The following is a 21,642-nucleotide window of genomic DNA, read 5'->3' as shown; positions in this document are numbered from 1 at the left end:
ATCATCAAATCAACTTAGCCACAAAATCAATAACCGCCTGTCTGGATACCTTAATCCCCCCCTGCTTAAGCGCCGCCGGTAAGCGGTAAAACGCAATTGGTCGTTGGAATACCGCCAATTGTGGTATCAGCCAATCTGATAAACTCACCTCATCCACCTCATCGGCAGCATCTATCACCGCGACCGGTCGGTGGCCGAATTCAGCATCAACCATCGGCACGACGAAAGCTTGTTGTATCCCCGGATACTGTGACAAAACCCGCTCAATATCCTCCGGCTGAATGCCCTCGCCACCACTGAAAAACAGATTATCCAACCGCCCGAGAATATGCAGTTCACCTTGCCGCCACATCCCGCGATCACGGGTATGAAACCACCCTTCGCTGTCGGTTATGGGCTGCAACTTTCCCTGCTGCCAGTAACCCGCCGCAAGGCAATCTGCTTTTATCCATACTTCATCTGCTACCAGTTTTACCTCGCGCCCCGCCAGCGCAACCCCCACACCGGGCAAGCCATCGGCACGTTTGGCACAAACCGTTGAGGCCGACTCCGTCAGCCCATAACCGCACCAGCAGCGGATGCCACGGGTTTCGGCATGCTCCGTCAGCGCAGTTGGAATAGCCGCGCCCCCCAACAAAACCTCTTTCAGTGTTAGACGAGTGTCAGTGTTCGCTAACAAACGCCACAGTTGGGTTGGCACCAACGATGCATGGCTACATCCGGCCAGAGCATCATGCAATGCCATCCCCTCCTGCACCACCAAAGTGGCCCCGGCACTCAGCCAGCGCCAGACAATACCCTGCCCCGAAACATGAAACAGCGGTAACGACAGCAACCAGCTATCCGTCGAGGTGAAACTCATCAGCTTTAATATGCCATCGGCGCTAACCAGATGCGCCGCCAGCAAATGCACTGCGGCTTTGGGCAAACCGGAAGAGCCCGACGTTAATGTCATCGTCGCCAGCCGTAGACTATCCCAGACAACCGGTGTCATAACGGAGTTATCGGTATCAAGTACCAGTGGCGTGAAGCAGAGAGCCGCTGACAGCGGGGCTGCCAGGTTCAGTACAAAATCAATATCCAACTGGGGCAGAAGCTGTGCCAGCAACGCATCAGGTAACTGTGGATTGAGCGGTAAAACGCGCGCGCCACACTGCAATGCCGCCAGATAGGCCATCAACAATGTGTGACTATTCTTACCACGCAGTACCACACCACTACCGGGGGCGACACCTTGCAGTTGAAAACCTGCCGCTAGGCTATCGATATCAGCCGCCAATTGTTGCCAACTGATCAGTTGTGACCCCGAGCGGATGGCGATCGCCTGAGGTCGCAGATTGGCCCAGTATTTCCAAGGAGAAGAGTAAGTCCAGGGAGAAGAATATTGCCAGGGCCAATCATTCAACTGTGCCATAGAACGGCCAACTGTTCGGTTGTCACCATAGGCAAGGGACTCTCCGGCCACGGACGGACTAACTGTGCCTGCATCAGGTTCAGTGTATCCAACCCCGGCACGGTATCCGGTGTCAGCCAATCAGCCAGCCGTGCCAGTTGGGTTAAGCCAAGACTGGATTCAATGCTGGAACTGATCACCGCCACTAATCCCGCCTGATGCGCTTGCTGCACCAGTTGCTGACAGCGGCTGATGCTGCCCACCAGCGTCGGTTTGATAACAATCGCTACCACGCCGGGTTCGGCTTCAACCTTAAAATCAGCCTCGCGCACACTCTCATCCCACGCGATAGCAATCCCCGTGTCACGGGCAAACTCTCGAGACTCGGCGCGGGTTTTACAAGGTTCTTCCAAAAATGCAATGCGTGCACGCAGTTCAGGATTGACATATTTCGCAAACCCATCAGCTTTCGCCCGCGTCCAACTACGATTGGCATCCAGCCGTAGTGTCAAATCCGGCAAAGCTTCCAGCAGCACATTAACAATCATGCCATCACGCACCGCTTCATACAGCCCGACTTTCACCTTGGCGACTTTTTCCCCAGGCAGTGCTTGTAACACTGCAAATAGCTCATCTGGATCACCGGTGCACAGTGGTGCTTTGCGGTAATTTGCCGCTAATGGCAGCGTTTGATTCAGCTCCGCCAGCGCACAACTAAGGCCAAAAGCAACTGATGGCAAAGCATCAAATTCAGGTTCTGCCCCATTCACCCAGTTTTGTAGCCAATGCTGTGTCACAACCTGAGCTTCAGGCAGGGTTTCCTGGCTGAACTCCGGTAAGGGGGCAATTTCTCCCCAGCCAATCTGGTCGCCCTGCTGTAATTTAACCAATAGCCCATCGCGGCTTTTCAGCCGCTGGTGGCGCAATATCACTCCCGCTTCCATCGGAAGGCTATAGTGGTAAAGCGTGGCCGCGCGCATTACGGATTACGCTTGAATTTGCTGAAGTCCGGCTGGCGTTTCTCATTGAATGCGTTACGCCCTTCCTGACCTTCGTCGGTCATATAGAACAGCATCGTGGCGTTACCGGCCAACTCTTGCAGACCCGCCTGACCATCACAGTCAGCATTCAATGCGGCTTTCAGGCAGCGCAGTGCCATGGGGCTGTTTTGCAGCATTTCACGACACCAACGCACGGTTTCACGTTCCAGTTCAGCGATAGGTACCACGGTATTCACCAGCCCCATATCCAAGGCTTGTTTAGCATCATATTGGCGGCACAGGAACCAGATTTCACGCGCTTTTTTCTGGCCGACAATACGCGCCATATAGGCCGCACCCCAGCCGCCATCGAATGAACCGACTTTTGGCCCGGTCTGGCCGAAAATAGCGTTATCGGCGGCGACGGTTAAGTCACACATCATGTGTAATACATGACCGCCACCAATGGAATAACCCGCGACCATTGCCACGACTGGTTTCGGGCAGGTGCGGATCTGGCGCTGGAAATCCAACACATTCAGATGATGGACGCCACTGGTGTCTTTATAACCGCCGTAGTCGCCACGGACTTTCTGATCACCGCCGGAACAGAACGCTTTATCACCTTCGCCGGTCAAAATGATCACCCCGATATTGTCGTCATAGCGGGCATCAGCCAGCGCCTGAATCATCTCTTTAACCGTTAACGGGCGGAATGCGTTACGCACATGGGGGCGGTTGATGGTTATCTTGGCAATACCATCGCTGGATTTGTGATAACGAATATCTTCAAATCCAGTAGAGCAATCCTGCCAGTCGATAGCGGCGTACAACTGTTCTTCGCTCGGATAAAGCATAGTAAGCATTCCTTTAACGGGGGAGTGACAAAAATGAAGACTGTGATAAAAATGAAAGTACCTGCGCGGCAAAAGCACCGGGATTCGCCCGATGTGCATTGTGTCCGGCACGTGCCAGTGTGCGTAATGGCAACTGGTATTGAACAGCCAATTGCTGGAATTTATGGTCGCGATCGCCACACAGATAAGTGTAAGGGACCGTGAGCCGTTGTAACGCCGGTAGCAGCCAAGGTTGATGGCCGAGTGACGTTGCTTCGAGCATATCAGCGACTGATGGGCCATGATTGTCCGCCCGCAGTAACACCAATTTCTCGCGCTGTTGTGGGTCTAAATCAGCAAATACATCCTGTTGATACCAGTCAGCCAGCACCTGCGGCAACGGCTCTTGGCGAAAACGCTGGCCCCACAGGCGGTCTTGCTGCAAGCGTTTTTCACGCAATTCAGTGCTTTCCAGCCCGAGGTTACCCCCTTCGACCAATAAGCCCTGCAAACCATGATGGCTACCATAGCAGGCGTGATACATCGCAATTCGCCCCCCTAAAGAGTAGCCTGCCAGCCAATATTCGCGAATACCGTTAGCCTGTAACGTTTGTACTAACTGACGGCTGATATCCGCAAAACCACAGGTAGTCTCGGCGGCCGATTTACCGTGGCCGGGCAGGTCTATCAGCAGCGAGGGATAATCGCCACATAACTCAGCAACCGGCAACCAATCCAGACCACTGCCTAACAAACCATGTAACCACACCAACCATGGCCCACTATGATGCCGGGCGGGAGACTGCGGGTGGGGATCGAGTTTACGGCAAGCCAGCGTCATAATTGGGCCACCTGTTGCACCAGTTGTTGCAGTGTTTCTGCCCCCTGACTGGGCGGCACCACGATTTCAATCAATGTAACGCCACCTTGCAACCAGCATTGCGCCACCTGTTGTTGGAGCTGGGGCCAGCTATCCGGTCGAGCATAATGCAGACTGAACATAGCTGCGGCGTGCTCAAAACTCACATCTTGCGGCATACAATAAAAGCGCTGGCGGTCTGCTTCTGGGGTAGGCAACAACGAGAAAATCTGCCCGCCATTATTGTTCACCACCAGCAGCACCGTAGGGGCCGAGCTTTGGCGCAATAAGGCGAGAGCATTAAGGTCATATAAGGCCGATAAATCACCCACGATAACCAACGTCGGCTTAGCGGTTGCACGCTGAACACCGGCTGCCGTTGACAATAAACCGTCGATGCCACTGGCACCACGGTTACTGTAAACCGGATAGCCAGCAGGCAGTTGGCCCAACGCATCAATCAAACGCACAATTAAACTGTTACCGACAAACAACTGACCATTATCCGGCAATAATTCTGCCAGTTGATGCGCGACCGCGGCTTCGCTAAATTGCTCATTCAAGGCTTCAGCCACATGGGCTTGAGCATTCTCCGAGCAGACGGTCAGCTCACCGGCCCACGGCGTGCGACGCTGTGCTGGATGTTCCTCCAGCCATGTATTCACCGGTGAAATAATTCTGCGGCCACGATGATTCGCCGGATCGAGGCGACCGGGCAGGTTATCGACCAACCAGTACTCTTGCGGCTGACACCCAGCCTGCCATTGCAACAGCCGTTTACCGGTCAGGCTGCTACCCAATTGCAGCACAATCTGCGCCTGCGAGAGAATAGTTTTAGCGGTGGGATGCCCAAGCCATAAGTCAGCACAAGGTAGCGGCTGACCGGTTTGTGACAACACATCACCGATCAGCGGCCAACCGAGCAGAGCAGCCCATTCAGCCAGTAGCTGCCCCTCTTGTGCCGTCATGCGCCCGGCAATCACCACTCCGCGCTTTTGTCGCCAGAAAAACCAGTCCGCTTGCTGGCCTTGTGGCACAGATAAGGATTGACGCAGCCACGGATGGCACTCCTGCCACCAGTCGCCTAAGGTGGCAGACCATTCGGCATAGGCGTGCTCATCACCACCATACAAGGGTTCGGCAAACGGGCAGTTAATGTGCAAGCCACCGTGCTGTAATTGTGCCATCGCATTATCGAGTGTGGAAACCAGCCAACTGGCAGAAATATCGGGGGTCGGACGCGGCAGATTGAGGCTTAGTGTAGGGTGGCTGGCAAACAGCCCTTGTTGACGAATAGCCTGATTGGCACCGCAATCAATCAATTCTGGCGGACGATCTGCGGTCAATAACACCAGCCGCTCACCGGTTAGCCCGGCTTCAATCAGAGCAGGATAAAGATTGGCGGCGGCAGTACCGGAAGTGACAATAACGGCCACAGGCTCGGTGGAAGCTTTTGCCAGACCTAAGGCCAAATGGCCCAAACCGCGCTCATCAAAATGGGTATGACAAACCAGCGCAGGATTGGCCGCTGCCGCCAGTGTTAACGGCGTCGAGCGGGAGCCGGGAGCAATACAGATATGACGCACACCGTGGCGGGTCAAGGCTTCCAGTAGCAACGCCGCCCAACGACGGTTAAAAACACTTGTCGACATTGTTCGCTCAACAGTCAGTTAACAGACACTGCGACCCCGATAATCAACATGAGGATAGTGCTTCATCCTGTTAAAAAAGCCCGGAGTGACTGATTAATGGTTATAAGTAAGGAAAGTGCTCACAGTTTACACCTGCCGCTTAGGTGTCACAATCCGCCCACATAATGAGTGCGGTTAATTACGGCATTTTATTATCCTACAGCTGACTTTCCAGCAAGGTGCGTAGCCCGGCTGATTTATTGTTAATTTCTTGCCATTCCTGTTCCGGGTCAGAGCCGGCCACAATACCGGCTCCGGCATACAGATGGACCTGCTGTTCTTCTACCCTGGCAGAACGCAGGGCGACACTAAATTCAGTCTGTTTTGCCGAAAGATAGCCGGCCGAACCGGCATACCAGCCGCGGGAAAAAGGTTCATATTGCGCAATAAACTGTCGCGCGACATTGCGAGGCAAACCGGCGACGGCCGCCGTCGGTTGTAGACGTTGCAGGCAATCGGTATCGCTGGCGCGGGTGAGTTGAGCATGAATGCAGCGGCGCAAGTGCTGCACTTTACGCAAGCGGATGATTTCCGGTGGCATTACATCAACTGCTGCCACCCCGCCCTGCAATCGCTGGCAGATATCATCCACCACCAACAAGTTCTCGCGTTGATTCTTTTCATCATGCATCAGCCAATCGGCCAGTTCTGCCGCTTGCTCGGGGGTTTCTGCGCTGGATACCGTGCCCGCCAGAGCCTCAGTCTCCAGATGCAACTGCTGGCGTAGATAGAGATGCTCAGGGCTGGAGCCGAGAAATGCGCGCCGCGCATCAAAACGCAGCATAAAGTGGAAACAGTGGTGATTGACCTGCCGGCTGGCGGCCATAAATGCCCCACTGGAGAGAGGCTTATCCAGCGTCAGTTGGGTGGCACGCGCCAGAACCACTTTCTCCATCTTCTGCTGCTCAATCTCAGCCAACGCGTGCTGAATAAGATGGCGCCACTGCGGATATTCCGGCATATGGCGGGCATGTTGCACCTGAGTATCAAGTGCAGGCAACGGCCTGGCAGCCACCAGTTGGTCGATAAAGCTAATTGCGTGCAGAGCATCTTGCTGTAGGGAGAAGTCGCTGGCCAAATTGAGCGTTAAATAGGTCTGCTCACCCCGACGTAATATTTCAATGCGGGGTAGAAACAGGAAACTGGCCTGCGCCAGTGGCGCGCCATCAGCGGGTTGGTTAACGATCACCGGTTCAAAGGCATTCAAGCCCCAAATACGTAATCCGCTCGCATCCCGATGCTGCTGAATAAAATGATCAGCCGCTTGCATATCATTGAAGAGCCGAGTTTGACCGCAGACCGCAGCCTCTTCATGACCTTCGCGATGGAGCCAGTAAAATTGTGGGAAATGGCATTGGGCGGCCAGCCACTCTAATAGTTGGCTACCGATTCGACCCGGTGCGGGCACGATAATTTGCCGGATACCTGCCTGGTCAGGGAAACCGGCACGTAATTTCTGCCGTAATTCACCCAGCAAACCAGAAAGTTGTTTCACGACCACCTCGGCAAATCAACAGAAAGAGTGGGATTATACGGGGCGTGAATAATAAGAAAAGTCAGATTCAAAAGTTATTGTTAGTTATCACACTAATATTTGATATTGATGGTTTTGTATACTCAATAAGTGTTATCTGGCACTCAGCACAGGTGTCTACTGGCTAGACTCCAATTATGTCGCGTTGCAGCAAAGCGGCAATTGAAAAATAAAGGGGCCGCAGCCCCTGGTAATGGATCCAGTGATCAGCCGTCAATCCTTCAGCGACGGGCGATCAATAGCCCCACGATCAAGCCAGCAGTCGCCCCTATCCCTACGCTGCACCAAGGTTTTTCACGCACATAATCATCGGTGCAACACGCCAGTGCTTTCGCCCGCTTGATATAGCATTCACTGCGGCCATTCAAACGGTTCTGAACCTCCTTTAATGCTTTTTCCGCCCGGGCTTTAATCTCTTGATAGCTTTCATCAGCCGCATCACCCGAGGCGCGCAGCACTTCTTCCAACGTATCGGTCAGCATAGTCAGATCGTCATCCAGCGAGGTTTGCTGTTCTTTATCTCGGTTCATATGCGTTCTCCATGAGTGAAAAAAGGACATCTCATAAGGATAGTCGAAAATAGCCGGCGTAATATTGATTCAAGGTGGAAATGGAGTTTTCAGGATTAATCTGTATGGCAAGTAATATGAGGGGAAAAAGAGTTACTGATGCCCCTTCCCCCTGTTTTATGACTAAAAACGGATACAACAAGCCCCTTGCTCAGCACCGGAAAGTTGTTCGCGCAATGCACCAAACAATTCACGGCCACATCCTACGTGGAAGGCAGCAATATCTGGCAAGTCGGTATGGCGGGCAGCCAGTTCAGCTTGATCCACTAACAGTGAAAGCTCGCCAGTGACACCATCAACACGCACCCGATCGCCATTACGGATTTTCGCCAGCAAACCACCGCAATACGCTTCGGGTGTCACATGGATGGCTGAGGGCACTTTACCTGACGCACCAGACAAGCGGCCATCGGTGACCAGTGCCACCTTAAAGCCACGGTCCAGTAATACACCTAATGGTGGCATCAGTTTATGCAACTCCGGCATACCAATAGCACGCGGCCCCTGATAACGCACCACCACCACGCAATCGCGATCCAGTGCGCCTGCGTCAAATGCCGGACCAACGTCGTGCTGGCTTTCAAACACCACGGCCGGGCCTTCAATGATCTGATGATCACGCGGTACTGCCGAGGTTTTCATCACTGCCCGCCCTAGGTTGCCACTTAAGACTTTGGTGCCGCCATGTGGTGAGAAAGGCATCGCGATACTGGCGATAACAGTTTCATCCAGCGATTGCTGTGCCCCGTCACGCCAACATAATTGCCCCTGATCCAGATAAGGCTCTTGGGTATAGCGCTGCAAGCCAAATCCGGCCACGGTATGGACATCTTCATGGAGTAAACCGCCCTGCAACAGCTCTTTTACCAGCAGCGCTACACCACCGGCCGCCTGAAAGTAGTTGATATCTGCTGGGCCATTGGGATAAATGCGGCATAACTGTGGTATCACTTCCGATAACTCAGAAAAATCATCCCAATCGATGATGATCCCCGCCGCGCGCGCCATCGCCACTAAATGCATGGTGTGGTTAGTCGAACCGCCGGTCGCCAGTAGTGCCACAATGCCATTGACCACCACCTTTTCATCCACCAACTGACTAATGGGTAAATAGCTACCGCTGGTTTCTGTCAGGCGCGTGACCTGACGGGCGGCAGCGGCGGTGAGCGCATCACGTAGCGGCGTATTGGGCTGGATAAAGGAAGAGCCGGGTAAGTGTAACCCCATCACCTCCATCACCATCTGATTGGAGTTGGCGGTGCCGTAAAAAGTACAGGTACCGGCACTGTGGTAGGAGGCAGCTTCCGCGTCCAATAAAGCCTGTCTATCGACTTTGCCCTCCGCAAACAACTGGCGCACTCGCACTTTTTCTTTATTAGACAGGCCGCTGGCCATCGGCCCGGCGGGGACAAAAACCGCCGGTAAATGACCGAATGACAACGCCGCCATCAACAAACCGGGGACAATTTTGTCACACACCCCAAGATAGAGTGCACCATCAAACATATTATGTGACAGGCCAATCGCCGCAGACATCGCAATTACATCGCGGCTCATCAGCGACAGTTCCATGCCATCCTGCCCTTGCGTCACCCCGTCACACATCGCCGGAACACCGCCCGCCACCTGGCCGACTGCCCCCACAGCATGCAAGGCATCTTTTAGTTGTTGCGGATAATGTTCATACGGCTGATGTGCCGATAGCATGTCGTTATAGGAGGTAATAATCGCGATATCGCTGCGTACCATGTTCTTCAGCGCTATTTTGTCGTCCGGCTGGCAGGCCGCAAAACCGTGCGCCAAATTGCCACAGGCCAGTTGCGAACGGCGAACTGTATTTTCCTTAGCCGCGCTGATACGTTGCAAATAGGCAGTACGGGTGGCTACGGATCGCGCTGTAATACGTTGCGTGACTCGGGTGAGGGTCGCGTTCATCGCCATTCCTTATTCACTCAAGGGCGTTAAAAGTTCAATGCTGCTCAGAGGCAGGCCGATAAAATCTGCCAATACCTGTAACAACAGATTGTGATCATCCAGATGGGGGGCGCCAGATACATTCACACTACCAATCACACCAGCCTGTTGAACCTGTAACGGAAAGCCACCGCCCAAGGCGGCATAATCCCGCAAGCTGACACCATAGCGTGCTTCCAGTGAGGTTTGACGCTGCTGTAACATCAAGCCAGCGGCATAAGAGCTGGTATTAAGTAGCTCTACCACATTGCGCTTACGTCGCAGCCAGTCATGGTTTTCAGCGCTAGTCCCCAACATGGCATAACTAAACAGTGTCTGACGATTTACCGTGATATCGATGGCCAGAGCCACGCCTTGCCGCTCAGCCTGACACTTTATTTTCTCACCCAACCGCCAGGCCGTTTCATGATTGAAATGAGGCAATTGCAGTAGTTGTTGATGCTGCTGACAGCGAGCTAATTGCTGTTGTAGATTCATGAAATTCTCCGGTGATAAATGGCGGGGCATAGTGGTTATCCACCAAAACCCCACCACGGCTTAAGCGCGTTTAGCTTTAGCCAAACCTTTGTCAGCGATGCCCTTCCCCGCCGTGCTAACTTCAACATCACACTCTTTCGGCAGGGTTAAGGTTATCAATCCCGCAATAATCAGGGAGCCTGCCAGCATGCAAACTGCCGCGCTCTGTCCATAGAAGAAAATCATCACGCCTACCAGATACGGGCCACAGAAACCGCCCAGATTGCCTAAGCCATTGATCACCCCGCGTGCGCCACCCGCCACTTCAGGCACCGCGATACGGCCCGGAATTGACCAAAATGGACTGGTTGCGGCTTTGAGGAAGAACCCGCACACCACCAGTGCCAAGTAAGAGACCAGTACGTTGTGGCGGAAAATCACCGACGTCACCAGACCGGCGGCGAAGCAGAACAGGGAAACCATAATCAGCAGTCGGCGCTTACCGGTTCTGTCCGACAAGGCAGAAATGAAGTAGATACCGGCAGTGGTGGCAATAAAGGGTAAAATCGCCAGAATACCGACGGAAGCCATATTACCGCCGGTTAGGTTTTTCAAGATGGTCGGCAGCCATAAGGTATAACCATAATCGCCGGTCTGATAAAAGAAGTTCAGTGCGACCAGTTTCATCAAGCCTTTATTCAGGAATACCGCCTTTAATGGCGCATTGGTCACCGGAGCATCGAGCATCCGTTCAGCCCGTTCCCGCGCCAACTCAGTCACCAGATAATCGCGCTCCCTTGCCGACAACCATTTAGCTTCCTCTGGTCGGTCACTGATAACAAACCACCACATCACCAGCACCACGGCTGACAGTGAACCTTCGAGGAAAAACAGCCAACGCCAGTCCAGAGCATTAATAATGAAACCCGATAGCGGTGCGGTGAACATGCCGCCAATTGGGGCAAACATCATGACAAAAGCATTGGCCCGGCCGATTTCGCGTTCCGGGAACCAGTTACTGACCATAGTCAGCACCACTGGCAGCATGCCGCCTTCTGACACCCCGAGCACAAAGCGCAGGAATAGCAGTTGATAATGATTAGTGACAAAACCGGTCAGAATCGAGACGACGGCCCAAACACAAAGAGAGTAAGCAATAAATTTTCTGCCGCTGCCATGAACCGCAATACGGCCACCCGGTACTTGTAGAAATAAATAACCAATAAAGAAAATACCGCCCGCTAAACCAGCCATTTGACTGGTAATTGCTAGATCACTTTCCATACCACCAGGTAATGCAAAACTAATATTTACCCGGTCCATAAAAGAAATAATACAAGCAATCATTATTGGAACAATAACGCGAAACCAACGGGCATTAGGGATCTTACTGTCCATATAAACACGCCTCATGATAATAGCAGAGTATTACCCGCACCATAAATAATGGTGTAGGGAATGCCGCAAGCAAATAAACAGAAGTTTATTTTCTGGTGTTAATTAAAATTCACTGGTCATTTTTAATATTTAATTAAAAGTAATTATCTATTATTTATAGGTGATCGCCGTAGGGGCTTTTTCACCAGAAAAATGGGCTAATATATTTGAGAAGACAATATCGCTCATTTGAATTCGAGTTTCCGTCGTTGCACTAGCAATGTGTGGCAGCAAGACCACATTATCCATCTCGATCAATGCTGGTGGCACATTAGGCTCATCGGCAAAAACATCTAAGCCCGCACCACCAATATTTTGCTGCTGCAACGCAAGGATTAAATCATCCTGATTCACCATACTGCCCCGGGCAATATTGATCAAAATGGCGTGATTAGGCATCGCAGCAAAAACGGTTTTATTCACCAAACCGGCACTGTCTTTCCCTCCCGAGATTGCGACCACCAGAATATCGCTTTGGCTGGCAAGACTCATAAGATCAGGCATATATTGGTAGGGCAGCGTTTCGTTGTGTGCTTTGTCGGTATAGGCAATTTGCATATCAAACCCCGCCGCTCGGCGAGCAATGGCTTGGCCAATCTGCCCCATACCAAAGACCCCCAGACGCTTGCCGGTAACCTTAGATGATAATGGCAAAGTACTGTGCGGCCACTGTCCGGCACGCAGGAATTTATCAGCCAGACACAGGCGACGAGAAGTCGCAATGATTAGCCCCAGCGCGGTATCAGCAACATCGTCAGTCAGTACACCGGGAGTGGTAGTAACAATAATATTGCGCTCGTGGGTGGTTGCTAAATCCACCGCATCGGTACCGACGCCAAAGATTGAGATTATCTGCACTTCAGGCAACAGTGCCAACACCTCATTGCTGACACCAATATCACCACGGGTCACTATGCCTTTAATATTCTGCCCCTGTTCTGCAAAAAACTCAGCATGATCGGTAACCTGGAAGAGTTTATGAACAGTAAAGGTTTGCTCCAATTTTTCAGTTAAATAGTCCATTACCGGAGCGATGATTAATACGGCTTGTTTGCTGTTTTTCATTACGGGTACCTGATCATGTCAATAAATCATAAAAAACCAGAATGGCGGCAGGTAATCATCGGATGATTTAGCCATTCAGCGAATGTCGTTATAAGACCCGTTTTCAATGTTTTATTTTGTGATGTAGGTCACTGTAAATCATGTTAAGAAAACATGTTACCGGTAACGTGATCGACCTATCATTGCCAGTGCTGAATTGTTTCAGCCAGGCAAATGCCGGTTAAGAACTTATAGAATTAACTAAGTAAAATGTTATCGGTTGCCGTTATTTGTTATTGATTGACGGAGGGATAATTTAGCGGCCATTGACCAAAGTGATTCGCAGCCATCATCCAGAGCCATGGCTGCTAGCGGTGATAAGAAGATCAGATAGTCCCACCGAGTGAAATGCGGTAATGCAGGTCAACCTGTTCAATTGTAGGGATTTTATTTATTTTCTTAATCAGAATTTCCGCTGCAACTTTACCCATTTCAAACCGTGGGGTGGTAACACTGGCCAGCACCGGGGTGGTTGCCTGGCCGATATCTAAGCCATGGAAACCCGAAATTGCCATTTCAGCCGGTATCGCCATGCCTATTTTCAGACATTCTTGTAACACGCCGACGGCCATATCATCATTAGTACAGAAAATAGCATCAACCTGCGGATACATTTGTCGTGCCAGAGCTAGCATCCCAGCCCCGATCGAGACAGAAGAGACCTTATTAGGAGTGATATGCAATGGCGTAAATCCTGTATCTATCATCGCCTGGCTATATCCCTGATAACGTTTGCGATCTCGTACATCTGACATCGAGCCAAAATAGACAATATTCTGCTTACCACTGGCCAATAGTGTCGCTGTCATATCGTAGGCAGCCTGATAATTATTAAAACCAACGGTAATACGATTGAACTGTGGCTCTAAATCCATCACTTGTGCAACCGGAATTTCGGCTGCATTCAAATACTTATCAGCACGTAAGGTATGTTCTGAATCAGTGAGTATCAGACCTGAGATCTGACAGGACAACAGATTAACGATCTGCTGCTCCTCACGTTCTTTATCATAGTTATAGTTAACCACCAGCGTTTGATAGCCGCTGGCAGCGGTTACCGATTCAATACCCGCCAGCAAGTCAGAGAAAATCTGGTTATTAAAGGAAGGTATCAAGATACCAATACGCGGGATCTTTTGATTGAAACCATTTTCCCCTTCAGAATCAGGAGCATAATTAACCTCCGCCATCACTTGAGCAATACGCTCAGCCGTCTCTGGAGCCACTTTTTCCAGCGTGCGTAAGTAGCGGCTGACAGTCATTTTGGTCACGCCTGCAAGTAACGCGATATCCTGTAACGTAACACGCTGGTTTTTCATGGCAAATACCTGGAACAAGAGTGCGCAATGGGTAATATGATTATGCACTGTTAGCTTGTGTAATGAAAAGCATGTTACTGCTTTAAAATACAATAACAGCCAGGTGACATATTATTAATCTAGTTTATTATCAATAAGTTAAACTGAAACCTTGCAATAAAACAGCAAAAAAACCGGCTAACAGCAGTATTTCCCCTTCATCAAGGGGATATCGCTCACGTATGTGGTAACAGCTTGTTGTAACATGATTTAAAGTGATCTACATCACAGTTTACCCAAGCGGAAAACGGTTTGATATGCACATGTTTTCACCCAGTCATTATTCAATAATATTTATTTTATAATGTCGCTTAATAAGCGCCATTTCCATCAGGAATTTATTATGAAGAATTTATTTTCGTTAGAAAACCGCAAAGTATTAATTACGGGATCTGCTCAAGGCATTGGTTTTTTATTAGCGAAAGGCCTGGCCGAATTTGGTGCAGAGATAATTATTAATGATATTACCGCAGAACGAGCGGAAAAAGCCGTGGCGGAATTACGTGCTAGCGGTTTTATTGCTCATGCTGCCGCCTTTAATGTGACTAATCACGATGCGGTTAATGAAGCCATTGAACAAATAGAAAGTAGCATCGGTGCTATCGATATTTTAATTAATAATGCCGGCATTCAGCGCCGCCATGCCTTTACTGAATTCCCAGAAAAAGATTGGGATGACGTGATTGCGGTCAACCAGAAGTCCGTATTCTTGGTTTCACAGGCCGTATCCCGCTATATGGTTAAACGTCAACGCGGCAAAATTATCAATATCTGCTCGATGCAAAGCGAATTAGGCCGCGACACTATTACCCCCTATGCCGCCTCTAAAGGTGCGGTAAAAATGCTAACTCGTGGTATGTGTGTTGAGCTGGCTCGCTATAATATTCAGGTCAATGGTATCGCACCTGGCTATTTCAAAACGGATATGACAAAAGCGTTGGTAGATGATAAAGCCTTTACTGATTGGTTATGTAAACGGACACCGGCTGCTCGCTGGGGAGACCCGGAAGAGTTGATTGGTGCTGCGGTTTATCTCTCCTCCAAAGCCTCTGATTTCGTGAATGGTCATCTGTTGTTTGTTGATGGCGGGATGTTAGTTGCAGTTTAACCTTCGCTTGAAGTGATTGGGAGATTAGCGACCTTCGTTATTCGTCCCATCAATAACGTTGGTTAATGCTTCAATTGACTGGGAACAGAGGAACATTATGTCTGGGAAATGCATTATTGTTATGGGCGTATCCGGCACGGGGAAATCCTGCGTCGGTCAAGCACTGGCACAAGCGCTTAACGCCAAGTTTATTGATGGTGATGACCTACACCCGCGCGCCAACATCCAAAAAATGGCCTCAGGTCAGCCGCTAAATGATGTTGATCGTGCTCCTTGGTTAGAACGGTTAAGTGATGTGGCCTATAGCCTGCAACAGAAAAATGAAGTCGGTTTTTTAGTCTGTTCGGCGCTGAAAAAGCAGTATCGCGATCGTTTGCGTGCCAGCAATCAAGGGATACGTTTTCTGTGGCTGAGCGGTGATTACGATTTGGTGCTACACAGAATGCAGCAGCGCGCTGGGCATTTTATGCCTGAAAGCCTGTTGCAAAGCCAATTCGCAACCCTGGAAGTACCGGGTATCAGTGAACCGGATGTTATCCAGATAGATATTTCGCCCGACGTCGCCGGTGTGGTTAAGCACTGTATTGCCGCGCTGGAGCATGAAAATAGCGTGAGTCATTGCGCCTAAACGCGCGGGCCACATAAGCATATAGGAAGAGTTATGATACTTGATGAACTGAAAAGCGCGGCGAATAATCCAATCTATCCAGATGTTATCCGCCGCACCCTTGCGGCTATCTGCAAAATGGATTTGGTTAACCTGCCAGCGGGCGAGCAAGAAATCGAAGGGCGTGAGATTTACTTAAATCATATTATCGCCGCGACCAAGCCACTATATGAACAAGCCCCTGAATTACACCGTTACTATATTGATATTCATATTTTGCTGGAAGGTAGTGAAGTGATTGGTGCGTCGCCATCCACACAGGGCCAGCGCCCGACGATGGATTTTGATAGCGAGCGGGATTATGGGTTGTTTGAAGGTATTACTACCGAAACCTTGTTAACACTGGCGCCGGGTGATATTGCCCTGCTGTTCCCCGGCGAGTTACATCGCCCGATGGGAACATTAGGTGACATCGCACCGATTCGTAAGATCGTGGTTAAAGTGGCGAATCATCTTATCTGATTCGGTATTATTTCGGTTGATAGATACCGGATCAGGTTTCGGTTGATAGTCGTCCAGATTTTCGGTTCGGTTGACATGAGATCGGTGTTCACTTGACCTCCTGCGCCTCAACCGCCAAAGGGGTTACAAGCGCGTAACCCCCTTGGAACCCCTGCGCTAGCGCACGTATCGCTTGCCCACTTCGCGGGTCCCCTCACTCATCATTTCGCTGGCGGGACGGCTTTACGCGGGTCCCTCCGCGTGACGCCTAAATCCGCCGTCCATGGCGGATTTCCCTTGCTACACTCTTCACTCGGCAGCTCAAATGTGCTTTAAACGTCAAAACCTAAAAGCAAGGTTTTGATTTTGACCTTGAGCGCAATCAGGAATATTACCGACAAAGACGATGGCCCGAGTGAGCCGCCATGGACGGCGGCGAAAAGCGCGCTTGAGCAGGAGCGAATCGCGCTGGCTCGATAAGGCCAACGACTGCCGGAGGGCACTGCGAATAGCAGTAATATTTCGCGCAAGCCGCAGGTGCAGGAGGGCCGGCTAGCCCTCCTGCTCGGTTGAGGCGATAGAGGTAAGGTGATAACTGAACGACTATCAACCGAAACCTGATCCGGTATCTATCAACCGAACCGATAACCTGAACGACTATCAACCGAACCGGATCATCTAATCAATATCAACCGGCGCTCCCAAGGAGCGCCTCCCTTGACCCCGCCGCGCCGCCAACCACAACCCGCTGTTCTTCATAGCGTAGCCAAATACCACCCCGACTAACAATGAAGCAACCACCAGCTTCCAATTACCATTACCGGCAAAAGTAGCGCAAGCGCCGATAAAAGTACCTGGAACAAATGATAACCACTGCTGGCAGGCCTGGATGCACATCAAAAACGCCACAAGCCCTGTTAAAACATACCCAAGGATGGTCCATTCCGGTTGCAAGGCACTGCCCTGGATAATCATCATCGCCCAGAACACCCCGCTCAGGCAGGTTAACAGCGTAATCAGTAATCCTTTTAAACCACCTTGTGGGCAAGCGAAATAGGCGGTACAGCCAAGGAAACCAGCCCAACTGATTAGCCCTAAACTGACCGCTACCCAGCCCCAGACACCCGAGAGAATGCCGGTGGTAATGGCAATCATCAGAATAATGTTCATCAGTGTTACCTGCGCGAAAGTATCAAAGCAATATCGATTGAGTGAAAGTCGAGCAGTTTACCTGAATTGATGAGCAATATTCCGTATTTTTGTCACGAAAATATAAATATTGTTGTTATCATTACATTTGTAATGTGATCAAAGTCACACAATAAACACTATGCATAATTTGGAAGCGCGATACACGCGCGTTTATTAAAAATTTGCTTATCACCATTTGCGGTCCATTCGCTAAAATAACCCTTTTCATTAGCATATGGTGTTATTTGTGTTTGGAAATTAAAAATATTGAAAAGCAGTCTATTAGTAAGTACCTCAGGGTCGCAATCTAAAAAAGACACTCCGTTTTTTATAGATTGATAGTACTGAATGACTCTCTCTGAGATAACCGCATTAATATCAGCCTGCCCATGATTATCTTTAATACAAAACTTCAGCGCTTTAGTTAGCGGGTTTCTATTTACCCAATTATCAATATTGATATCATCTATTTTTAAGTCAGATGCTGTGCCAATGAAATGATTAATGATGACTTTATTGAGCAATTCGCCAGCTTTAATATAAATATCACTGCCTTCATCTATTTTTTTCTGCAAAATATTCAAAGAGTTAATTGCAGAAATGTTAACCTTGTCGATTAAGTCAACATAAGGGTTTCTCATATATGTATCATTTTTATTTGTAATTAAATATGCATTTTCTATCATCGCCATATTGAATTTTTCATCTCCCTTCGCCCTATCAAGCAAGAAGTTGATTGTTTCTTTATCTTTAAAAAAACCGGCCGTTGGAACTATTTCATCTGATAGCGATAAAAAATCATCCATAGAATCATATTTTGTATAAGAGTTATTATCATTAATTGATGGAGGTGAAGGTATACAGCACAACATAAATATCCTTAAGAATAGAGTGAAATAATCACTGATAAAGATATCTCAAAAAAATGTGTTCACCGCTCCATGTTTTACCCCACCCCCACCTTAAATAACATTAATTTCAGCACCGGGTAAAAAAACAAAACCCCCTGCGCGTTTCGGCTAACAGGGGGTTTGGGAACAGGCTTAACAATCAATTACATCAGTGGCTGAGCCATCTGAACCAGCGAGATCAACGGCTGCGGGTAAATACCCAGGAACAGCACCAAAATCGCAGAAATCAGCACCACCACACCGCCAGCAGTCAATGCCCAGTTGCTTGGTGTGTCACGCACCAGTGTTTCCGGCGCGCTGAGGAACAGGCTCACCGTCACACGCAGATAGTAGTACAGGCCGATGGCACTGCCTAAGACCACCGCACCGGTCAACCACCACAGGTTGGCGCTGACACCCATTGCGACCACAAAGAACTTACCGATAAAGCCCAACGTCATTGGGATACCGGCCAGTGATAGCATCATTACGGTCATCACCGCCGACAGAATCGGTTTATGCCAGAACAGACCACGATAAGAGAACAGCGATTCTGCATCCGGGCCTTTATACGGGCTAGACATCAAGCTAACCACACCGAACGCACCCAAGCTGCTGAACAGGTAACCGGCCAGATAAACACCGACGGTTTCCAGTGCCAACTGATGGGTCTGCACCGCCACCAGCGCAATCAGCAAGTAGCCAAGGTGCGCGATAGAAGAGTAACCCAGCAGACGCTTGATGTTGGTCTGGCTGATAGCCATTAAGTTACCGAACAGTATTGATGCCACCGCAATCAAGGAGAGCACCAAACGCACCGCTTCACTGTCGGCGGCCGGCGCGTACAGGAACAAGCGCATGACTACCGCAAAGATGGCAATCTTACTGGCGGTCGCCAGGAAGGTAGATACCGGAGCGGGAGCACCCTGATACACATCCGGCGTCCACAGTTGGAACGGCACCAGCGACAACTTAAAGCCAAGACCAACAATCATCATCCCGAGGCCCGCCAGAATCAACGGCTGGTGGATAGCGGAGTCACTTAGGCTCTTGCCCAGACCGGCGAAAGACAAACTGCCAGACTCAGCATACAGCAGCGCCATCCCGAACAACAGGAATGACGATGCCGCCGCAGACAGCAGCATGTATTTGATACTAGCTTCCAGTGAACGCTTCTGGCGATAGGCATAACCAATCAGGCCAAACAGCGGCAGGGAGATAAGCTCAATACCCAGGAACAGCGACGCCAGATGGTTGGCACTGGCTAACAGAATGCCGCCCATGGTGGCAATCAGCACCAACAGGTAGAACTCTTCGCGGTTATCTGGATAGCCATTCAACCAAGGATAAGCAAAGGTGCTGGTTGCCAGGCTGGCAACAATCACCAGCCCGGTATAGAACATCGCATAGCCGTCAATCCGCATCAGCGGCGTGACATCCATCGGCCCGACCTGGCCGACAAAATAGAGTGACAGCAGCGCCAGGTTAAGCCCGATGACCGTCAGGGTGGCGTTAATAAAGTGATCGCGTCGCCACGCAATGGAGAGCATCACAACCACCACCGTCAATCCGACGATCAACAGCGGTAGCATTGCGATCAGTTGTTGAGGAGTTATTGTCATGGCGAATTACGGCCTTGTAGTTGTAATAGATGAAGCATTGAACCACTGCTGTACATTACTCATCGCAGCATGGGAGGTATCAAGAATCGGCTGCGGGTAAACCCCCAGCAACACTAATAACACCACTAACAGCAGGATGATGGATAGTTCCCTTGCGCTCATGCCCGGTAACGCTTCTTGTGATTTTGGCGCACCATAATAAGCACGCTGCATCATGATAAGCGAATAAACCGAAGCAAAGACCAGACCAAAGGTAGAGATCACGGTAATCACCGGAACCACCTGGAAGCTGCCAAACAGGATCATAAACTCGCCGACGAAGTTACCGGTGCCCGGCATCCCCAGTGTCGCTACCGCGAAGAACAGCGATAGTGCAGGCAAGTATTTGATTCGGCCCCACAGGCCGCCCATCTGACGCATGTCACGGGTATGCAGGCGCTCATACAACTGACCACAGATGATGAACATACCGGCGGCAGACAAGCCGTGGGCAATCATCTGGATAACCGCACCTTGATAAGCCAGTTGGCTGCCGGTATAGATGGCAATCAATACAAAGCCCATGTGCGACACGCTGGTATAAGCAATCAGGCGTTTGATATCAGTCTGGCAGAAGGCCATCCACGCACCGTAGAAGATACCGATGACACCTAACCACATGGCGATAGGTGCAAACTCATGAGAGGCGTTCGGGAACAGCGGCAGACTAAAGCGCAGCAAACCATAAGCTGCGGTTTTCAGCAAAATCCCCGCCAGGTCAACAGAACCTGCGGTGGGTGCCTGACTGTGTGCATCTGGCAACCAGCCGTGCAGTGGCACAACCGGCATTTTTACCGCAAAGGCGATAAAGAAGCCCAGCATCAGCAGATATTCCACATTGTGGGACATCGGCGTCTTCAACAGATCTTCGTAGTTGAAGGTCCAGATACCGGTGGCGTTGTAGTGCACAAACACCAACCCCAAAATGGCAATCAACATAATAAGACCGCTGGCCTGGGTATAGATGAAGAACTTGGTTGCTGCCGCGATACGGGTTTTACCGTCTGATGCTTTGTGACCCCACAAGGCAATCAGGAAGTACATCGGCACCAACATCATTTCCCAGAAGAAGAAGAACAGGAACATGTCGATGGCGAGGAACACGCCGATAACCCCACCCAGAATCCACAACAGATTCAGGTAGAAGAAGCCCTGATTGCGCTGAATTTCACGCCACGAACAAAGGATAGCCAGCACACCTAGCAGGCCGGTTAGCACCACCATCAGCAGTGATAACCCATCCAGCGCCAGATGGAATTCAATACCAAACCGTGGGATCCACGGCAAGATGAACTCTGATTGCCACTGCGGGATACCCGCTGGGTTAACCAGTGAATAGTTGCCCTGCCCCCACAACAGCAAGGAGAGCACTAATGTCAGCCCCATCGCGAATAGCGCTATCCAACGCGGTACCTTAGTACCGAAGCGCTCACACTGCCAAGACAGCAGGCCGCCGATAAAGGGGAGAAGAATTAGCCAAGGTAATAGCATGG

19 protein-coding genes are annotated in these 21,642 nt (G+C 50.4%); 3 read left to right on the top strand and 16 right to left on the bottom strand.

What is annotated here, in order from left to right:
* Window positions 1-4 precede the first annotated feature (4 nt).
* The 12 genes from menE to V2A84_RS03855 form a co-directional block, all read right to left on the bottom strand.
* Entirely contained in the window at window positions 5-1,414 is a 1,410-nt protein-coding gene (menE, locus tag V2A84_RS03910) for an o-succinylbenzoate--CoA ligase (RefSeq protein WP_442848617.1), read from the bottom strand.
* The gene (gene menC / locus V2A84_RS03905) at window positions 1,402-2,373 is read right to left on the bottom strand and encodes an o-succinylbenzoate synthase (protein WP_083158278.1); all 972 of its coding nucleotides are present in this window, start codon (window positions 2,371-2,373) and stop codon (window positions 1,402-1,404) included. The genes menE and menC overlap by 13 nt, the downstream gene beginning before the upstream one ends.
* Entirely contained in the window at window positions 2,373-3,230 is an 858-nt protein-coding gene (menB, locus tag V2A84_RS03900; RefSeq protein WP_005191245.1) for a 1,4-dihydroxy-2-naphthoyl-CoA synthase, read from the bottom strand. The genes menC and menB overlap by 1 nt, the downstream gene beginning before the upstream one ends.
* A gap of 13 nt (window positions 3,231-3,243) precedes the next feature.
* On the bottom strand, window positions 3,244-4,053 hold the full coding sequence (menH, locus tag V2A84_RS03895; RefSeq protein ID WP_102970380.1) for a 2-succinyl-6-hydroxy-2,4-cyclohexadiene-1-carboxylate synthase: 810 nt from the start codon (window positions 4,051-4,053) through the stop codon (window positions 3,244-3,246).
* On the bottom strand, window positions 4,047-5,720 hold the full coding sequence (menD, locus tag V2A84_RS03890; RefSeq protein ID WP_083158276.1) for a 2-succinyl-5-enolpyruvyl-6-hydroxy-3-cyclohexene-1-carboxylic-acid synthase: 1,674 nt from the start codon (window positions 5,718-5,720) through the stop codon (window positions 4,047-4,049). Before menD ends, menH begins: the two co-directional genes overlap by 7 nt.
* 196 nt (window positions 5,721-5,916) lie before the next feature.
* Window positions 5,917-7,254 carry an isochorismate synthase MenF gene (gene menF / locus V2A84_RS03885; protein ID WP_442848616.1) on the bottom strand — a complete coding sequence of 446 codons (1,338 nt, stop codon included), beginning with the start codon at window positions 7,252-7,254 and terminating at the stop codon, window positions 5,917-5,919.
* A 260-nt stretch (window positions 7,255-7,514) separates the two neighbouring features.
* Window positions 7,515-7,823, bottom strand: a complete 309-nt coding sequence (locus tag V2A84_RS03880; protein WP_083158274.1) for a DUF883 domain-containing protein — start codon at window positions 7,821-7,823, stop codon at window positions 7,515-7,517.
* Between the two features lie 162 nt (window positions 7,824-7,985).
* Complete coding sequence (gene edd / locus V2A84_RS03875; RefSeq protein ID WP_442847683.1) at window positions 7,986-9,797, bottom strand: phosphogluconate dehydratase; 1,812 nt, start codon at window positions 9,795-9,797, stop codon at window positions 7,986-7,988.
* A 9-nt stretch (window positions 9,798-9,806) separates the two neighbouring features.
* Window positions 9,807-10,313, bottom strand: a complete 507-nt coding sequence (locus tag V2A84_RS03870) for a heme-degrading domain-containing protein (protein ID WP_083158272.1) — start codon at window positions 10,311-10,313, stop codon at window positions 9,807-9,809.
* 60 nt (window positions 10,314-10,373) lie between these two features.
* Entirely contained in the window at window positions 10,374-11,690 is a 1,317-nt protein-coding gene (locus V2A84_RS03865; protein WP_083158271.1) for an MFS transporter, read from the bottom strand.
* A 150-nt stretch (window positions 11,691-11,840) separates the two neighbouring features.
* Window positions 11,841-12,794 (bottom strand): 2-hydroxyacid dehydrogenase, encoded by a 954-nt coding sequence (locus tag V2A84_RS03860; RefSeq protein ID WP_083158270.1) that lies wholly within the window; start codon window positions 12,792-12,794, stop codon window positions 11,841-11,843.
* A gap of 365 nt (window positions 12,795-13,159) precedes the next feature.
* Window positions 13,160-14,170 (bottom strand): substrate-binding domain-containing protein, encoded by a 1,011-nt coding sequence (locus tag V2A84_RS03855; RefSeq protein WP_442849111.1) that lies wholly within the window; start codon window positions 14,168-14,170, stop codon window positions 13,160-13,162.
* A 364-nt stretch (window positions 14,171-14,534) separates the two neighbouring features.
* Here V2A84_RS03855 and idnO point away from each other — a divergent pair, with 364 nt between their 5' ends.
* The 3 genes from idnO to V2A84_RS03840 all read left to right on the top strand — a co-directional run bounded on the left by idnO (window position 14,535) and on the right by V2A84_RS03840 (window position 16,428).
* A complete protein-coding gene (gene idnO, locus V2A84_RS03850) occupies window positions 14,535-15,299 on the top strand; it encodes a gluconate 5-dehydrogenase (protein WP_083158268.1) in 765 nt (254 codons plus the stop codon).
* A gap of 97 nt (window positions 15,300-15,396) precedes the next feature.
* Window positions 15,397-15,927, top strand: a complete 531-nt coding sequence (locus V2A84_RS03845; protein WP_083158267.1) for a gluconokinase — start codon at window positions 15,397-15,399, stop codon at window positions 15,925-15,927.
* Between the two features lie 33 nt (window positions 15,928-15,960).
* On the top strand, window positions 15,961-16,428 hold the full coding sequence (locus V2A84_RS03840; RefSeq protein ID WP_083158266.1) for a YhcH/YjgK/YiaL family protein: 468 nt from the start codon (window positions 15,961-15,963) through the stop codon (window positions 16,426-16,428).
* 657 nt (window positions 16,429-17,085) lie between these two features.
* On the opposite strand, the gene V2A84_RS03835 is transcribed toward V2A84_RS03840, so the two are convergent.
* From V2A84_RS03835 to nuoM, 4 genes are all read right to left on the bottom strand, one after another.
* Window positions 17,086-17,577 (bottom strand): DUF1097 domain-containing protein, encoded by a 492-nt coding sequence (locus V2A84_RS03835; protein WP_083158265.1) that lies wholly within the window; start codon window positions 17,575-17,577, stop codon window positions 17,086-17,088.
* A gap of 158 nt (window positions 17,578-17,735) precedes the next feature.
* Entirely contained in the window at window positions 17,736-18,404 is a 669-nt protein-coding gene (locus V2A84_RS03830) for a hypothetical protein (RefSeq protein ID WP_102970379.1), read from the bottom strand.
* A 248-nt stretch (window positions 18,405-18,652) separates the two neighbouring features.
* Window positions 18,653-20,110, bottom strand: coding sequence for an NADH-quinone oxidoreductase subunit NuoN (nuoN, locus tag V2A84_RS03825; RefSeq protein ID WP_083158263.1), 1,458 nt, complete (start codon window positions 20,108-20,110; stop codon window positions 18,653-18,655).
* Window positions 20,111-20,116: 6 nt separating this feature from the next.
* A complete protein-coding gene (nuoM, locus tag V2A84_RS03820; protein ID WP_083158262.1) occupies window positions 20,117-21,640 on the bottom strand; it encodes an NADH-quinone oxidoreductase subunit M in 1,524 nt (507 codons plus the stop codon).
* Window positions 21,641-21,642: the final 2 nt, after the last annotated feature.

Origin of the sequence: Yersinia sp. 2553 StPb PI, from assembly GCF_052217105.1 — a bacterium.
Classification (GTDB): Bacteria; Pseudomonadota; Gammaproteobacteria; order Enterobacterales; family Enterobacteriaceae; genus Yersinia; species Yersinia enterocolitica_E.
Note: the sequence above shows the minus strand (reverse complement) of the source record. Positions and strands in the feature narration are given on the sequence as shown.